Here is a 14471-nt window from a genome sequence, read left to right as displayed (position 1 = left end):
GCAAACCTACTCTTCGAATTCCTTCAAAAACCGCTTCAGCAGCCGGTTCAGCACCTCACGTTCCTCTTCGCTGAGATGAGCGACCAGACGATGCTGGTTCTCGACGTGTGCGCCTACCGCTTCCTCGACAATGGTGAGGCCGCTTTTCGTCAGTGAGATCAGGACGCTGCGCCGGTCCTGCGGATTGTGAACGCGCTCCACCAGCCCCGCTTTTTCGAGCTGGTCGATCCGGTTGGTCATGGTGCCGGAACTCACCATGGTCATGGCCAGCAGATCGCCGGGGGAAAGCCGGTAGGGCGGGCCGGAGCGCCGCAATGTCGCCAATACATCGAAAGCGGAGGAAGAAAGCCCGTGCTTCAGCAGCACCGCCTCCACCTCGCGGCCAAGATGTGTGCTGAGCCGGCTCAGGCGTCCGAGCAGGCCCATGGGGCCGACATCGAGATCGGGCCGCTCCTTGCGCCATTGCGCGAGAATTTGATCGACGTGGTCCAGCGGTTCTTTGCTCATCACCAAGGCATAACAATTGATATCTTGACGTCAAGATAAAATCGACTAAGTTGGATTTATCTTGATGTAGAGATTCTTGAAATGAAGAAAAATACCACCTATGCCACCGATGTGCTGGTGACCGCACTTGCTCCCGCCATATGGGGAACCACCTATTTCGTCACGACGGAATTCCTGCCGCAGGGCTACCCTCTGCATGTCGCCATGCTGCGCGCATTGCCGGCCGGCATCCTGCTGCTGCTTCTCGTCCGCAAGCTGCCGCAAGGCATCTGGTGGCCGCGCAGCTTCATTCTCGGCGCGCTGAATTTTTCGTTCTTCTGGGCAATGCTTTTCGTTTCGGCCTATCGGCTGCCGGGCGGCGTGGCGGCCACGGTGGGTGCGGTGCAGCCGCTCATCGTCATTGGCCTTTCCCGGCTGTTTCTGGCTGCGCCGGTCAGGCCACTCGCCATCGCTGCCGGGTTATTGGGCATTGCGGGCGTGGCGCTTCTGGTTCTGACACCCGGTGCGGGGCTGGATGGTATCGGGGTTGCCGCAGGTCTTGCCGGCGCCGTGTCCATGGCCTTCGGGACGGTGCTGACCCGCAAATGGCGCCCGCCGGTCTCCAATCTCACCTTCACGGCCTGGCAATTGACGGCGGGCGGAATTCTCCTGCTGCCTGTCGCCTATGCTCTGGAACCGGCCCTGCCAACACCAACCGCTGCCAATATCCTTGGCATGGCCTATCTCGGCCTCATTGGTGCGGCGCTTACCTATCTTCTGTGGTTTCGTGGGCTTGCCCGCATCGAACCTTCCGCCGCCGCGTCGCTCGGTTTTCTAAGCCCTGTCGTGGCGACGTTGCTGGGCTGGCTGGCGCTCGGCCAAAGCCTTACGCCAGCGCAGATCGCCGGTTTCGTCGCGGTGCTTTTCAGCATCTGGCTCAGTCAGCGCAGCCAGTTGCCGAGATAGATACCGTCAGGCCCATTCGCCCTTGCGCATCACCGGAACCGTGGAGCCATCCGGCTTCACGCCATCAATATCCACCTTGTCGGAACCGATCATCCAGTCGATATGGATCAGACTGGAATTGCCGCCCTGCGCCTTGATCTGCTCCTGTGACAGCGAAGCGCCGTCTAGGAAACATTTCGAGTAGCATTGGCCAAGCGCGATGTGGCAGGACGCATTTTCGTCAAACAGCGTGTTGTAGAACAGGACGCCGCTTGCCGAGATCGGTGAGGAATGCGGCACCAGCGCCACTTCGCCGAGACGCCGTGCACCCTCATCGGTGTCGAGAACCTTGTTCAGCACCGCTTCGCCTTTCGAAGCCCTGGCTTCGACGATGCGGCCGCCTTCGAATTTTACCTGGATATCGTCGATCAGCGTTCCCTGATGCGACAGGGGTTTGGTGCTGGACACGTAGCCATCCACGCGCAGCGCATGCGGCGTGGTGAACACTTCCTCGGTCGGAATATTCGGGTTGCAGGTCACGCCATTCTTGGCGGTGGAAGCGCCGCCGTGCCATTCATGGCCGTCCGCCAGCCCGATCGTCACATCCGTGCCGGGGCCGGTGAAGTGCAGCGACGAGAAGCGCTCGCCATTCAGCCATGCCGAACGTTTGGCGAGATTGGCATTGTGCTGCGCCCAGGCTGCGACCGGATCGGCCACATCCACCCGCGATGCTGCGAAGATGGCATCGGCAAGCTTGCGAACGGCTTCGTCCTCGGCAAGATCGGGAAAGACCTGCTTTGCCCAGGAGGGGTTCGGATAGGAGATGATGTTCCAGTTGATGTCGAAGTTGGAAATCTTCTCCAGCGCGGGCTTGTAGGCGGTGGAATTGGCCTTGTTGGCGCGCGCCACCTTGGCCGGGTCCTGCTCGGCCAGCAGCATCGGGTTATCGCCGGCAATCGCCAGCCGCGCCGCGCCATTGGCATAGGCCTTCGCCATGCCTTCATAAAGCCAGCCGGAAGCCCGGTCGAAATTCGCGTCGCTGGCGTGGCGGTAGCGCGAAAGCGTGGTTTCTTCGTCGGAATAGAAGGTGGTGACCAGCCCGCCACCCGCCAGATAGGCGTGTTTGGTCAAAAGCCGCACCAGCGGCAGCGCCGCCAGCGGCGCAGTGATCACGAGATCCTGATCCTTCTGCAATTGCAGGCCGACTTTTACGGCAACTTCGGCCAGTTTTTCGAGTTTGACGGGATCGATGGGAGAAACGGTCATGATCTGCCTTCGTCTATTTCAACAGGAGGCGCCGACCATAGCCCATTCCTCCTGAAAGCCAAATGCTTTCAGGAATGTTCCCCGTGCTTCAATCGGCGACCAGCGAAGCGGCAATGGCCCTCAGGGCTGTCTGCGCATCGCGGGGCGAAAGCCTCACCTGCAGACCACGTTGTCCGCCATTCATGTAGACATGGTCATGCGCCATGGCTCCGGCCTCGATGGCCGTCGGCACCTGCTTCTTCTGTCCAAAAGGACTGATGCCGCCGACATGATAACCGGTTGCCCTCTCCGCATCGGCAGGTTTCATCATGCTGGCGGATTTGCCACCGAAAGCCGCGGCAAGCTTCTTCATGCTCACCTCACGGTCTGAGGGAACAATGACGCAGACCGGTTTGCCGTCCAGCTCCGCCATCAGTGTCTTCAGCACCAGATGCGGCGGTTCCCCAATCGCCTCGGCCGCCTGCAGGCCGATGCGGTCGGCATTCGGGTCGTAGTCGTAGGTAACGGTGGTGAAGGCAATGCCGGCCTTGGTCAGCATTTGGGTGGCGCGGGTCGTTTTGGACATGGCGGCTACGTTCAGGCAAAAAGGGTCTGGTAGGTTTCCGGCTTGAAACCGACGGTTATCTTGCCCCTTGCCTCCAGCACGGGGCGCTTGATCATGGAGGGCTGTTCCAGCATCAGGCCGATGGCCTTCTCACGGGTAAGGTCGGCCTTCTGGCCGTCGTCGAGTTTCCTGAAGGTCGTGCCGGCGCGGTTGAGAACCGTTTCCCAGCCCGCTGCATCGCACCATGTTTCCAGATGGGCGCGGTCGATGCCGGACGCCTTGTAGTCATGGAAAGAATAATCGACGCCATTGGCGTCCAGCCAGCTTCTGGCCTTCTTCATCGTATCGCAGTTCTTGATGCCGTAAATGGTGATCGTCATGCTGCCAGCCTCTTTGTCTTCAAGCTCTCCGGCATAACAAAATATCCGCCTTATTCAACCCGCCCGCTGAAGTGCTCTGCGCCGTTTGAGAGGTGCGACGCCTAAGCCATGCAAAATCGCATGAGCTGATATCCAAACGAGCGCGAGCAAAGCTGCATGGCTTCCCTGCTACATCATGAGTTGTAGAACAGGACGGAAATGCCCATTATCTGGGCATCAAAGATGGAGAGAAAAATGCGTCAGGTTGCAAAGACATCGCGTAACTTCTTCGGTGAAACTTTCGCCGTTCTCGGTGCAGCGCTCTCGGTTTCGGCCGCTGTTCGCGCACATCGCAAGCCCGCCCGCGCCGATCTCGAAGCCCTCGGCATTGACGGTAAGGCTTTCGACAAGGTACAGCTCTAAGCTGGTATCGTTTGTAGCGAGGCGAGATCGCCTCGCTTGCGCCCGGGATTGAAATCCGCATCGGTTTTCGACGGGCGCGGTGGATGTACGGATGGCGCGAAAGCGTCCTCTGTTCACACGGAAAGGTTCCCGCATCGCTCTCTAGCGGCGGATGCGGAATAATTTCGGCACGGAATGCCATGCCATCAAGGGCGCAGGTTATTGCGCTGTTGCCCTTTGTCTCGGTCGCTTCGACGGACCGATCACTTTTCCCGGCAAATACAGCTGACTCTCGGGCTGCTCGTAGCGGTCCGCCTTCGCTGAAAGCGCGAAGCGCCCCAGAGACTCGTGTCGCGTCTCACCATTATGGCTGAAGATGAGTTCGAAACTGCCAGCCAGCCAGCTATATGGTTTTCCTGTCGGCATCGGTTCGATTTTGCCGCAGCCATAAATCATGGTGAGATGTGGCGTAAGCGACGATGCCGTGACGCAGGGAAGGTTTGCCCGCCGGAGCGTCCGCTGCAATATCTTCGACAGGGCGTTTATCTCCGGCATGGCATGGCTGCTTCGCAGCACCAGACTATTGCGGTTGCCGAAAAGCGATGTTCCATCGAACGTGACCGGAACGGGTCGCGCCTTGATTTCCCCAAGTGCTGCCTTCAGCCTGCCTGTCAGGGCATGTGGCATTGTTTCAAAACATCCGATACAGAGCAGGGTGATGTGCAGAAGCTCCGGCGGATAGGCCGCGCGCTTCGTCCGTCCTTGCGCATGGTGCGACGCATCGGCAAAGATTCTCTCCGCAAGCGCTGCTGGCGGTTTCAGCACGATCAGGATCTTGCTGCTGAAGCGCGGACTGGATCGGCGTATTCTGTGCGGCCCCAGCCCCTCAAGGAAAAGCTGCTTTAAAGCTCCTTCATCCGCCAACTCGAAACCCACGACGATGCTCCACGGCCTTTGCCAAGGTCGCGATATTATCACCGCCAGTAAAAAATAAAAGAACAAAAGAAGAACATAAACTACTCGCTTTTACCATATGCCCGGAAACAGCCGATAGCGTCTTCCTCGCGCGTAATCGGCGTAACCGGGCAATTCCGCCTGAAGTAGCCGGTCTTCCAGGCCGGTGCGCAGGATCAGCAGCGCGATGGCCAGGGCTGCGGGAAACAGGGCCACCCAGGAGGCCAATGCGAGCGGTATGCCGGCAAACATGGCGATCGCTGCCGTGTAACCGGGATGGCGCACGATGCCATACGGTCCCGACGTGATCACGTGTTGTCCGCGCTCGCTCTGGATACGGACACCCGGCTCGAAAAACGGATTGACCGCCTGAGCCCAGGCCGTGACGGCGATGCCGCCGACAAGCAGGATATAACCGACCGCGATGACCCAGGGCGGCATGATGGACCATTCCATCCGGGCGGCATCAAATGTCGCAACCGGAATTTCGGCGGCAAAAGCCAGCAGGATTGCGGTGACGAGGATCAGGTCCCATCTTTTGGTGCCGGGCTGAAACCGGCTGCGGGCGCGAAAGATGACCGGGTTTAAACGAGCCAGCACCAGCGCGGAAAGGCTGAAGGCTGCGACGAGAACTGCAATGAATATCCATCCGGGAAGCCAGTCCGTGCGGCCCGCCGGCAGGAAGACAAGTGCGATCAGGCCAAGCGGCAGGCCGAGGCTGTAGAGGATTGCGACGGTGCGCGACATGGGTTGCGGATCAGCATCGGAAGCCATCGATGTGCTCTTCTCAATGTTTCCGGCAGGCGGACCAAATCCGCTTCTGTCGGGCTGCATTGTACCCCTCCAAAGTGGAACCGGCGATCAGAACTCCGTGAGAGACAGATGAAATTCTGTCGAGAAAGGCCGAAAAGTCAAATATGCGAGCGCCGCTTGGCCGCGATGACGGTGCGAATATCCGCAAGAATTGGATGGCTGCTGCTCTGCGACCTTGTCATGGGCCGCCGGCGATCACCAAACCGCATCCGCACCGGATCGCCAACGTTGTTTCGATACCGCTTTTGGGCAGCAGAGATAACCGCCTGACGCGGTAGATTGACAAACTACCTACTAGTTGGTAGGTAATGGATATGAAAAATCCACAGACCAAGGCTGATGATATTCTTCGTTGCGCGCGCACCCTGATTATCAGGGGCGGCTATAACAGTTTCAGCTACGCGGATATTTCCAGCGTTGTCGGCATTCGCAATGCGAGCATTCACCACCATTTCCCCAGCAAATCGGATCTGGTCCGCAAACTGGTCGAGCAATACAGGCAGGAGGCTGAAGCCGGTATCGCCGAGCTGGAGCGAAACATCTCCGATCCGCTTGAACAGCTTCGCGCCTATGTCGGTTATTGGGAGGGTTGTATCGCCGAGGCGACCCATCCTTTCTGCGTCTGCGCTCTGCTCGCCGCTGAAATACCGGTCCTTCCCGAATCTGTGGTTCTTGAAGTGCGTGCGCATTTTCAAAGCCTCTCGGACTGGCTCACCGCCGTGCTGGAACGCGGGGCTGCCCAAGGGCGCCTCGTGTTGACCGGAACAGCGCGAGCCAACGCTGAAATGTTTATGGCCACCGTACACGGCGCAATGCTTTCAGCCCGCGCGCACGGCAATACCACGACCTTTGGCGCGATAACCCGGCCCATGCTGGAGCGCATCACCGCTTGAGGTGGAACGTCGCCGGGGAGGTGAATGATGACGTGAGCGACATCCCGATCCAGTAAACAGACAGCACTACGTTTCCAGATCAGTCTTCAACAGTCTGCTTCCCGGGCCGCCCCGTCCTTGTGGAAGAGAAAGGCAATCTCTCATGTTCGGAATTTCTCCGCTTGGCTGGGTCCACACACTCGGCAGCCTGCCGGCCATTCCCGTGGCCGCCTACATGTTTGTCCGTTACGGTCGAATCGTTCCCCGATCCAGGCCGGGTGCAATCTATTTTGTGTCCATGCTGATTGGCGCCGCGACGGCCTTCCTGGTGGCGCATCAGCCGGTCAGCTACGCCATTGGCGCGCTGACCATCCTGTTCCTGTTCGCAGGTTACGGAATTGAGCGCTTTCTCGGCTCAACGCGCATCGCCAGATATGTTGAAACCATCTGTCTCAGTGTCAGCGCGTTTCTCCTGATGGTGCCGACGGCCACCGAGACCCTGCGCCGTGTTCCGGATGGTCATCCCTTTGTCACCGATTTGCAATCGCCGCTGCTTCTCGGCGTTCAGGCGGGATTGCTGGCGATCCTCGTGGTCGGCTTGGCTGCCCAGATGATCTACCTCACGCGGCAAAACAGAAACGCCGCGAACTAGTCGCGGCGTCATCGTTTATGCGGCGTCCGACACAGTGCCGTTGTCATGGCAACGCACTGTGTCGATTCAGCCTTTATTCCCACTCGATCGTGCCCGGCGGCTTGCTGGTTACGTCGTAGACGACACGGTTGATACCGCGCACTTCATTGATGATGCGGGTTGCCGCACGGCCAAGGAAGTTCATGTCGTAGGGATAGAAATCCGCCGTCATGCCATCCACCGACGTCACCGCGCGCAGCGCGCAAACGAAGTCATAGGTGCGGTAGTCGCCCATGACGCCGACGGTCTGAACCGGCAGCAGCACGGCAAAAGCCTGCCAGATGGTGTCATAGAGACCGGCCTTGCGGATTTCGTCGAGATAGATCGCATCCGCCTTGCGCAGAATATCGAGCTTCTCGCGGGTGATCGCGCCGGGGCAGCGGATCGCCAGACCCGGGCCGGGGAAGGGATGGCGGCCGATGAAGCTTTCCGGCAGGCCGAGTTCGCGGCCAAGCGCGCGGACTTCGTCCTTGAAAAGCTCACGCAGCGGCTCAACGAGCTGCATGTTCATGCGCTCGGGAAGACCGCCGACATTGTGGTGGCTCTTGATGGTGACCGACGGGCCACCGGAGAAGGAAACGCTTTCGATGACGTCAGGGTAAAGCGTGCCCTGCGCCAGGAACTTCGGTGCGCCTTTGCCATCGGCAGCGATCTTGGCCGCTTCGGCCTCGAAGACTTCGATGAACAGACGACCGATGGTCTTGCGCTTTGCTTCCGGATCGGAAACGCCCGAGAGTTCGCCGAGGAACAGATCGGCGGCGTCCACATGAACAAGCGGAATATTGTAATGGTCGCGGAACATGCCGACCACCTGCTCGCTTTCGCCAAGCCGCATCAGGCCGTGATCGACGTAAACGCAGGTCAGCTGGTCGCCGATCGCTTCATGGATGAGGATGGCCGCAACCGAGGAATCGACGCCGCCGGAGAGTGCGCAGAGCACGCGGCCGGTGCCGACCTGATCGCGGATCTTGCGGATCATCTCGGCGCGATAGGCCGCCATCGTCCAGTCGGATTTCAAGCCGACGATCTTGTGCACGAAGTTGGACAGCAGCTTGCCGCCGTCAGGCGTGTGCACCACTTCCGGGTGGAACATGGTGGTGTAATAGTGGCGCGCCTCGTCGGCTGCGATGGCGAAAGGTGCGTTCTCGGAGGTCGCGATGACCTCGAAACCTTCCGGCAGCTTCGTCACGCGGTCGCCATGGCTCATCCACACCGGATAGCTCTTGCCCTGTTCCCAGAAGCCGTCGAACAGCGGGCTTGCCTTTTTGATGTCGATATCGGCACGGCCGAATTCCGCCGCATGGCCACCTTCGACCACGCCGCCGAGCTGCGTGCAGAGCGTCTGCTGGCCGTAGCAGATGCCGAGGATCGGAACCTTGCTGTCGAACACCGCCTGCGGTGCGCGCGGGCTGCCTTCCGCTGTCACGGATGCGGGGCCGCCGGAGAAGATCACGCCCTTGGGCTGCAGCTTCTCGAACGCCTCTGCGGCATTCTGGAACGGATGGATTTCGCAATAGACCCCGGCTTCGCGGATGCGGCGCGCAATGAGCTGCGTCACCTGGCTGCCGAAATCGATGATGAGAATGCTGTCGGGATGGGCTATCTGGGTCATGGCGAGCCTTTAAAGAAAATGGCGGCTTTAGGCAACCCGCAAGCGGGCATCAACCAGCAGAAAATCGCGAAAATCGCACGGTTTCAAAGGGCGATCACGCCCTCCTCAATGGCGCGGCAAAGCCGGTCGATGGCATCTGCCAGCTTTTCGTCGATGATATGCAGATACTCCGTCCAGTCGTCCACGTGGTTCACATCCGCCTTGCCATCGGAAATACCGCGCAGGCCGATGAGCGGCACACCGAAACGCTGGCAGGCTCTCAAAACGGCAAATGTCTCCATTTCCACCATATCGGCATCGATCGAGCCATAGGCCGCGCCAGAAACCACGTTGCCGCCGGTGGAAAGCCGCGCCTCGGCAATATCGGGTATGCGGAAGGGGAGCGCCACCTCGGCCGGCAGGTCTAGAAACGGCGTGCGCCCCTTTTCAAAACCGAAGGGCGAGGCGTCCATGTCGCGATAGGACACCGAAATCGCCTGATAGATGCCAGTCTGTTCCAGTGTGCGCGAGCCGGCTGAGCCGAGTGAAACGACGAGATCAGGCAGATGATCCGCCGCATCGAGACCGGCAAGAACCGCCGTCACCGAAATCGCCGCCTCAACCGGGCCGACGCCGATCATGAGGGGGGCAATTCTTGCCTGCAGGTGAGGACCATATTCGGCCGAGGCCGCCATGACGAAAAGAACGGATTTATCCGCAACATGCAAAAGCCGGTAGCTCATCCGGTAATATCCTCGCGACCCTTCACCACCATCATCGTACCCGTCATGGAGGCGATCAGTTTTGCCGGCCCGTCGGCTAGCGCATAGGCGCGGCCATCGGCGACGATCAGGTTGTTGCCGGGTTTGATGATTTCGCCGCGAAACAGGAACCGCTCACCGCGGCCCGGCGACATGAGATTGACCTTGAACTCGATGGTCAAAAGCGAAGCTTCCGGTTCGATGATCGTATAGGCGGCATAGGTACAGGCCGTATCCAGACCGGCGGCGATGACACCGGCATGCAATATGCCATGCTGCTGCGTCAGCTTTTCATGGAAGGGGAGTTCGATTTCCACCAGCCGATGTTCGATGCGGCTGATCTCAGCATCGATGGCCTGCACCACGCCCTGTCGCGCAAAGCTTCTTTCTATCCGCTGACGAAAATCGCCGGGATCCGTGATCTCCATGGCCTACCTGCCTGCTTTAAGTCTCCACCGCAAACTGACATGGCGCGTGGCGGCGGGCAAGGCAAGGGCGGTGCGGCGAAAACACTTAATTCAGCATGCCGATGCTTGCATTCAGCACCGTGGCAAAGGCAACCCACAACGCATAGGGCACGAAAAGCCACATGGATATGCGGTCACGGCGATAGGTAAGGGCTATGAACGCCAAAATGCACACCAGCATCGGAATGATGATGATCAGGGCACTCGCCGGGCTCTGCATGCCGAAAAAGATCGGCGACCACAGGAAATTCAGCACCATCTGGGTAAACCAGAGGCGCATGCGCGTTCCCATCCGCTTGCTGATCCATGTGCGTGCGCCGGCGATACCGATCAGCACGTAAAGCATGGTCCAGACCGGGCCGAAGATCCAGTTGGGCGGATTGAAGAATGGTTTCTGCAGCGACTGATACCATTCGCCCGGCACATTGTTGACGCCGATCAGCGCCCCGATGGCAACAACGACAACCACAAAAACAACGTACACGGTCAGGTTTTTCATGACGCATCAAATGCGCCTGCCGGACTTTTGTTCCCGTGCCTTTTCAGTATTTTAGCTGGAGATACGCACGATATGCTGGTCCCATGCCACGTCGCTGCGCAGCGCCTCGAAAAATCCGTCATAGGAAGAAACCGCAATGCCCTTGGCGGCGGGGGCAACGCCCGCTGCTTCGCGCACGCTTACCTCTGAAACCACCCGCCCGGTTTTCGCATCCAGTGTCACGGCGGCATTGCCATTGGGTGAGGTCAGGCCCACCAGTCCCTCGCGCCGATTGACGGCGATGGCCCCGACATAATTGGCAAGGCGCACCGTCGTTTCCTCCGGCAGATCGACGAAAGCCACATCCTCGCCCCTGGCGAAATGGCCGACCAGCGGCGGCAGATCGTTGCGCGGCCCCTCATATTGGCAGGCGAACCAGATGCGGCCGTCATCGCCAAGATCGACATGGCGGGTGGAAAGCTGCCGCAGCCGGTCCGGCATCGTATGTTTCTGAATCAACTGCCCGGTTGCGGCGTCCAGAAGCACGAGAGACGGCTGCATGCTGTCGATGTTGAGTTTGGTGCGGCCGAAATCCGGATGGGTTTCGATGCCGCCATTGGCGATCACGATCAGCCGCCCGTCATCGCTCACCGTCATGTCATGCGTACCGATGCCGTGCGCGTCATATTCACCGATGCGGGTAAATCCGTTTTTGGCGTCGTACAACCCGATAACACCGCGATTGCCGTCGAAGTCGTTTTCGCTGGCATAGAGAATTGCGCCATCGGGCGAAAATTGCCCGTGGCCATAAAAATGGCGGTTCTCCGGCGTGTGCATCACGATCGGCTCGCGGTGCCGCGCGGGATCGAAGGCCATGAAGAAGGTGCCGGGCCGGCGCGCGAAGGCCACCGTCATGCCGGTCGCGTGGCTCGTCGCCATTCCATGGGCGCGGGCGGGAAGCGCAACGCGGTCGATGATCTCGCCGCGTTCGCTCACCGTCGCAATGCCATAGGAGCCGTCACGGGCGCGGAAGGCGGAGGCAAAGACCGCGTCTGCCCGTTCCAGCGCATAAAGTGAACGGGGAGCGAGCGCAGCAAGAAAGGGAATACCCGCTGCCCTGATGAAGCTGCGGCGATCTATCAGCGTCCGCTCGGTGCCTGATATCATCGGTTCAGTCCCCGTCGGCGAAGGAAAAGCCGGAGCTGAGGCCGATGGCGCCGCCATATTGGTCATTGAGGCGATAGATCAGGTCTTTGCCGTTGAGCAGCAGATAATCGACCTTGGCGCGCTGATCATCCTTGTCCAGTGCCTTCTCCACGTCCGTATCGATTGTTCCGGAAATGCGGATCATCGATTTGGCGACGAAGTCGATGGAATTGACGATGGAGCGCTGGTCGGGTGGCACGAGTTCGACCATATCGGCGGTGTGCAGCAGGGTCTGAACGGCCTTGATGTTTGCCGAGATGCTTTTCCAGGTCAGGCCGGAGCGCCAGTAAATGGCGGTGCGGGGAAAACGCGCCTTGTCCGGCCCCTTGTAGAAGGTCTCGATCCGCTGGTCACGGATCGCCTCTGAGCCATGCACGAGAATGCCGAGCAGGGCAACCAGGGCCTCGCGCTCGTCTCGAAAGACGGGATTGTCCGGCCCCGGCTGGGTCCAGTTTTTCTGCGCCCCGCCAGGGGCGTTCCAGCTGTCGGAAAGCTCGGCCGCCACATTGGCGATATTGCCGGCGATGGCTGCACCGTAGCGGCAGCGGAAATCGCCCTTCTTCTCGAGCAATTCCTCCGCGCCAGTGCCGTAAAGCACGAATTCCAGCGCGCCAAGCCCCTGTGCCGCGACGCTCTTGCCCTTCAGGCCGTCGGCGTTGGTGACGCTTTCATCCTTTTCGGAGAGGTAACGCTGCACCTGCTTCAGTCCGAGGCCTTTTTTGTCGGGGTAATAAAGCACCCTTTCGAAACGGTTCTGCTCGATGACAGGACCGACCCGCACGATCTCGATGGTCGACCAGTTCGCCACGGTATCGGCAAAGGCCGCCTTGGCCGCCTCATCCGTTGTTTTGGAGGGCGCGGCGCAGAAGGCCTTCATGCTGCCTTCCAGCCTGTCTGCGGATTGCCGGAAGTGGTCATAACCGGGGCGAATGAAGCCGTTCACCGCCTTTTCCATAACGCTCCGCACCTGTGCGGGGTCGAGCGGCGGCGGTGGCATCAGTTCCACATCCTGTGCCATCGCCGGCTGATTGGTCAAAAGCAGCAGCACGGAAACGAGGCCGGATATTTTTTGCATGGCATTTTTCATCAAAGGGACTCCAGAAAAGTCAGCAAAGCCTGCCGGTCGGATTTTTGCAAGACGGCAAAGGCATCGCGCGCTTTTTGCCCTTCACCACCGTGCCACAATATCGCTTCCGTCAGGCTGCGCGCGCGCCCGTCATGCAGGTAAAAACCGTTGCCATTGATGCTCTGCGTCAGGCCGATGCCCCAGAGCGGCTGGGTGCGCCACTGCCGCCCATTCGCCTCACCCACCTGCTGGCCATCGGCAAGCGCCTCTCCCATGTCATGCAAGAGGAAATCCGAATAGGGCCAGATCAGCTGAAAAGAATGCATCGGGTCGCTGGCATCGCGGCGGGTGACGAATTTCGGCGTGTGGCAGGCCGTGCAGCCGGAGGTGTAAAACAGCTGCTTGCCCTGCAGAACGGTCGCATCACCGGCATTGCGCCGCTGCGGCACGGCGAGGTTTTCGGTGTAGAAGGTCACCAGATCGAGAACCGGGTCAGGGGCTTCCACCGGCCCCAGCCGGGGCTGCACGCCGGTCGGCATGGCCAGACAGTCCTTCTGGGCATCGGTGCAATCGCCGTAGGCATTCGGTGCATCCGGTGTGGAGATGCCGATATCGTGGGAAAAGGCGCTGGCGCTCTGATCGCGCACGCTTGCATTCTGGGCTTTCCAGCCGAACCGTCCGAGTTTCACCTCGCCGGTGCGATGATCCCTGACCCATGCCGGACGCCCGGCAATACCATCGCCATTTTTGTCATCAGGGTCGGCTTTTGCCAGAATATCGGCTTCGCTGATCGCCTCGATCAGGCCAAGCCCGAGCGTGGGCATGGCGATCCGCGCCGAAAGTGTCGTGTCGGTGCCGAGCGGGCCGTAGTTGAGGTCCGCTACGGCATAGGTGGGCTTGCGCAGCATCACTACCTCTCCATCGGAGAGGCGCACCGGCGTTTCAGTGTAGGTGATAACTGGTGTGCCCTCGGCGGCAAGGCCGGGGATGGCAAGATTCTGCAATTGCCGGCCATAGGCCTCGTCGGGAAAATTCAATACCTCATGGCGCGCAATCGCGGCACGTTCCGCCTCGTTGCGAGCCGGTCGCGCCAGCCGCAGAAACAGGGAAACCGCGTCTTCCCCGGCAAGAGGCGGGCGGCCCCTGCCGTCCTTCACATGACAGGTCTGGCAGGACCGGGCATTATAAAGCGGCCCCAGCCCGTCCGATGCCTGGGTGGAGGAGGGAGAGGAAACCCAGAGCTTCTGGAACAGCGCGTTGCCGAGCTTGAAATCCTGCTTCCGCTCGAAAGGCATGGTGGCGGAAGGATGCGAAAATGCGCCGCTGTCGGGTTTGTTGGCGCTGGTTGTCGCGCCACCGGACATGGCCTCGAAGGGCTCCGGTTTCGTAAAATCCGTCGTTGGCGCGGTCACGGCCTCAACACGGCTGCGGTCTTTCTCCGTCAGATCATCACGCAACGGCGCGGCAAGCGTTGCCGATGCCAGAAGACAGGCTGCCCCGGCGAAGAAAAACGGCTTGCGGATCGGCAGCAGTGACAATTCCATGGAAATCAGGAGCGCATGGGAGAAAC

17 protein-coding genes are annotated in these 14471 nt (G+C 60.0%); 4 read left to right on the top strand and 13 right to left on the bottom strand.

The annotated features are described in order from the left end of the window. Window positions 1-6: 6 nt before the first annotated feature. Window positions 7-507, bottom strand: a complete 501-nt coding sequence (locus N434_RS01910) for a MarR family winged helix-turn-helix transcriptional regulator (protein ID WP_174028755.1) — start codon at window positions 505-507, stop codon at window positions 7-9. A gap of 81 nt (window positions 508-588) precedes the next feature. Here N434_RS01910 and pecM point away from each other — a divergent pair, with 81 nt between their 5' ends. Then, complete coding sequence (pecM, locus tag N434_RS01905; protein WP_110755706.1) at window positions 589-1452, top strand: 4-hydroxybenzaldehyde efflux transporter PecM; 864 nt, start codon at window positions 589-591, stop codon at window positions 1450-1452. 6 nt (window positions 1453-1458) lie between these two features. Here the strand turns inward: pecM and N434_RS01900 are convergent, their stop codons facing one another. From N434_RS01900 to N434_RS01890, 3 genes are all read right to left on the bottom strand, one after another. Then, complete coding sequence (locus N434_RS01900; protein ID WP_110755704.1) at window positions 1459-2697, bottom strand: aminopeptidase; 1239 nt, start codon at window positions 2695-2697, stop codon at window positions 1459-1461. A gap of 88 nt (window positions 2698-2785) precedes the next feature. Next, window positions 2786-3262, bottom strand: coding sequence for a Cys-tRNA(Pro) deacylase (gene ybaK / locus N434_RS01895; RefSeq protein ID WP_110755702.1), 477 nt, complete (start codon window positions 3260-3262; stop codon window positions 2786-2788). 11 nt (window positions 3263-3273) lie between these two features. Continuing rightward, entirely contained in the window at window positions 3274-3621 is a 348-nt protein-coding gene (locus N434_RS01890) for an ArsC family reductase (RefSeq protein WP_110755700.1), read from the bottom strand. A 234-nt stretch (window positions 3622-3855) separates the two neighbouring features. Here N434_RS01890 and N434_RS25690 point away from each other — a divergent pair, with 234 nt between their 5' ends. Continuing rightward, a complete protein-coding gene (locus tag N434_RS25690) occupies window positions 3856-4023 on the top strand; it encodes a hypothetical protein (RefSeq protein ID WP_003503889.1) in 168 nt (55 codons plus the stop codon). Window positions 4024-4221: 198 nt separating this feature from the next. Here N434_RS25690 and N434_RS01880 read toward each other — a convergent pair whose 3' ends face one another. Both N434_RS01880 and N434_RS01875 read right to left on the bottom strand, forming a co-directional pair. Next, complete coding sequence (locus N434_RS01880) at window positions 4222-4938, bottom strand: 2'-5' RNA ligase family protein (RefSeq protein ID WP_110755698.1); 717 nt, start codon at window positions 4936-4938, stop codon at window positions 4222-4224. 90 nt (window positions 4939-5028) lie between these two features. Next, a complete protein-coding gene (locus N434_RS01875) occupies window positions 5029-5730 on the bottom strand; it encodes a methyltransferase family protein (RefSeq protein ID WP_181423841.1) in 702 nt (233 codons plus the stop codon). Window positions 5731-6083: 353 nt separating this feature from the next. Here N434_RS01875 and N434_RS01870 point away from each other — a divergent pair, with 353 nt between their 5' ends. Both N434_RS01870 and N434_RS01865 read left to right on the top strand, forming a co-directional pair. After that, window positions 6084-6662 (top strand): TetR/AcrR family transcriptional regulator, encoded by a 579-nt coding sequence (locus tag N434_RS01870; protein WP_110755957.1) that lies wholly within the window; start codon window positions 6084-6086, stop codon window positions 6660-6662. 142 nt (window positions 6663-6804) lie between these two features. Then, window positions 6805-7293, top strand: coding sequence for a hypothetical protein (locus tag N434_RS01865; RefSeq protein ID WP_110755695.1), 489 nt, complete (start codon window positions 6805-6807; stop codon window positions 7291-7293). A 73-nt stretch (window positions 7294-7366) separates the two neighbouring features. On the opposite strand, the gene guaA is transcribed toward N434_RS01865, so the two are convergent. The 7 genes from guaA to N434_RS01830 all read right to left on the bottom strand — a co-directional run bounded on the left by guaA (window position 7367) and on the right by N434_RS01830 (window position 14445). Beyond that, window positions 7367-8944: a glutamine-hydrolyzing GMP synthase gene (gene guaA / locus N434_RS01860; RefSeq protein ID WP_110755693.1), complete on the bottom strand. Its 1578-nt coding sequence runs from the start codon at window positions 8942-8944 to the stop codon at window positions 7367-7369. A gap of 83 nt (window positions 8945-9027) precedes the next feature. Next, on the bottom strand, window positions 9028-9666 hold the full coding sequence (locus tag N434_RS01855) for a 5'-methylthioadenosine/S-adenosylhomocysteine nucleosidase (protein WP_110755691.1): 639 nt from the start codon (window positions 9664-9666) through the stop codon (window positions 9028-9030). Beyond that, on the bottom strand, window positions 9663-10112 hold the full coding sequence (locus N434_RS01850; protein WP_065114661.1) for a PaaI family thioesterase: 450 nt from the start codon (window positions 10110-10112) through the stop codon (window positions 9663-9665). The genes N434_RS01855 and N434_RS01850 overlap by 4 nt, the downstream gene beginning before the upstream one ends. Window positions 10113-10197: 85 nt before the next feature. Then, the gene (locus N434_RS01845; protein WP_110755690.1) at window positions 10198-10650 is read right to left on the bottom strand and encodes a TspO/MBR family protein; all 453 of its coding nucleotides are present in this window, start codon (window positions 10648-10650) and stop codon (window positions 10198-10200) included. Between the two features lie 51 nt (window positions 10651-10701). Next, complete coding sequence (locus N434_RS01840) at window positions 10702-11796, bottom strand: DUF1513 domain-containing protein (RefSeq protein ID WP_110755688.1); 1095 nt, start codon at window positions 11794-11796, stop codon at window positions 10702-10704. Window positions 11797-11800: 4 nt separating this feature from the next. Next, a complete protein-coding gene (locus N434_RS01835; protein ID WP_110755686.1) occupies window positions 11801-12922 on the bottom strand; it encodes an imelysin family protein in 1122 nt (373 codons plus the stop codon). Continuing rightward, the gene (locus N434_RS01830; RefSeq protein WP_110755684.1) at window positions 12922-14445 is read right to left on the bottom strand and encodes a di-heme oxidoreductase family protein; all 1524 of its coding nucleotides are present in this window, start codon (window positions 14443-14445) and stop codon (window positions 12922-12924) included. Before N434_RS01830 ends, N434_RS01835 begins: the two co-directional genes overlap by 1 nt. Window positions 14446-14471: the final 26 nt, after the last annotated feature.

The organism is Rhizobium sp. UGM030330-04, from assembly GCF_003208455.1.
Classification (GTDB): domain Bacteria; phylum Pseudomonadota; class Alphaproteobacteria; order Rhizobiales; family Rhizobiaceae; genus Agrobacterium; species Agrobacterium rhizogenes_A.
Note: the sequence above shows the minus strand (reverse complement) of the source record. Positions and strands in the feature narration are given on the sequence as shown.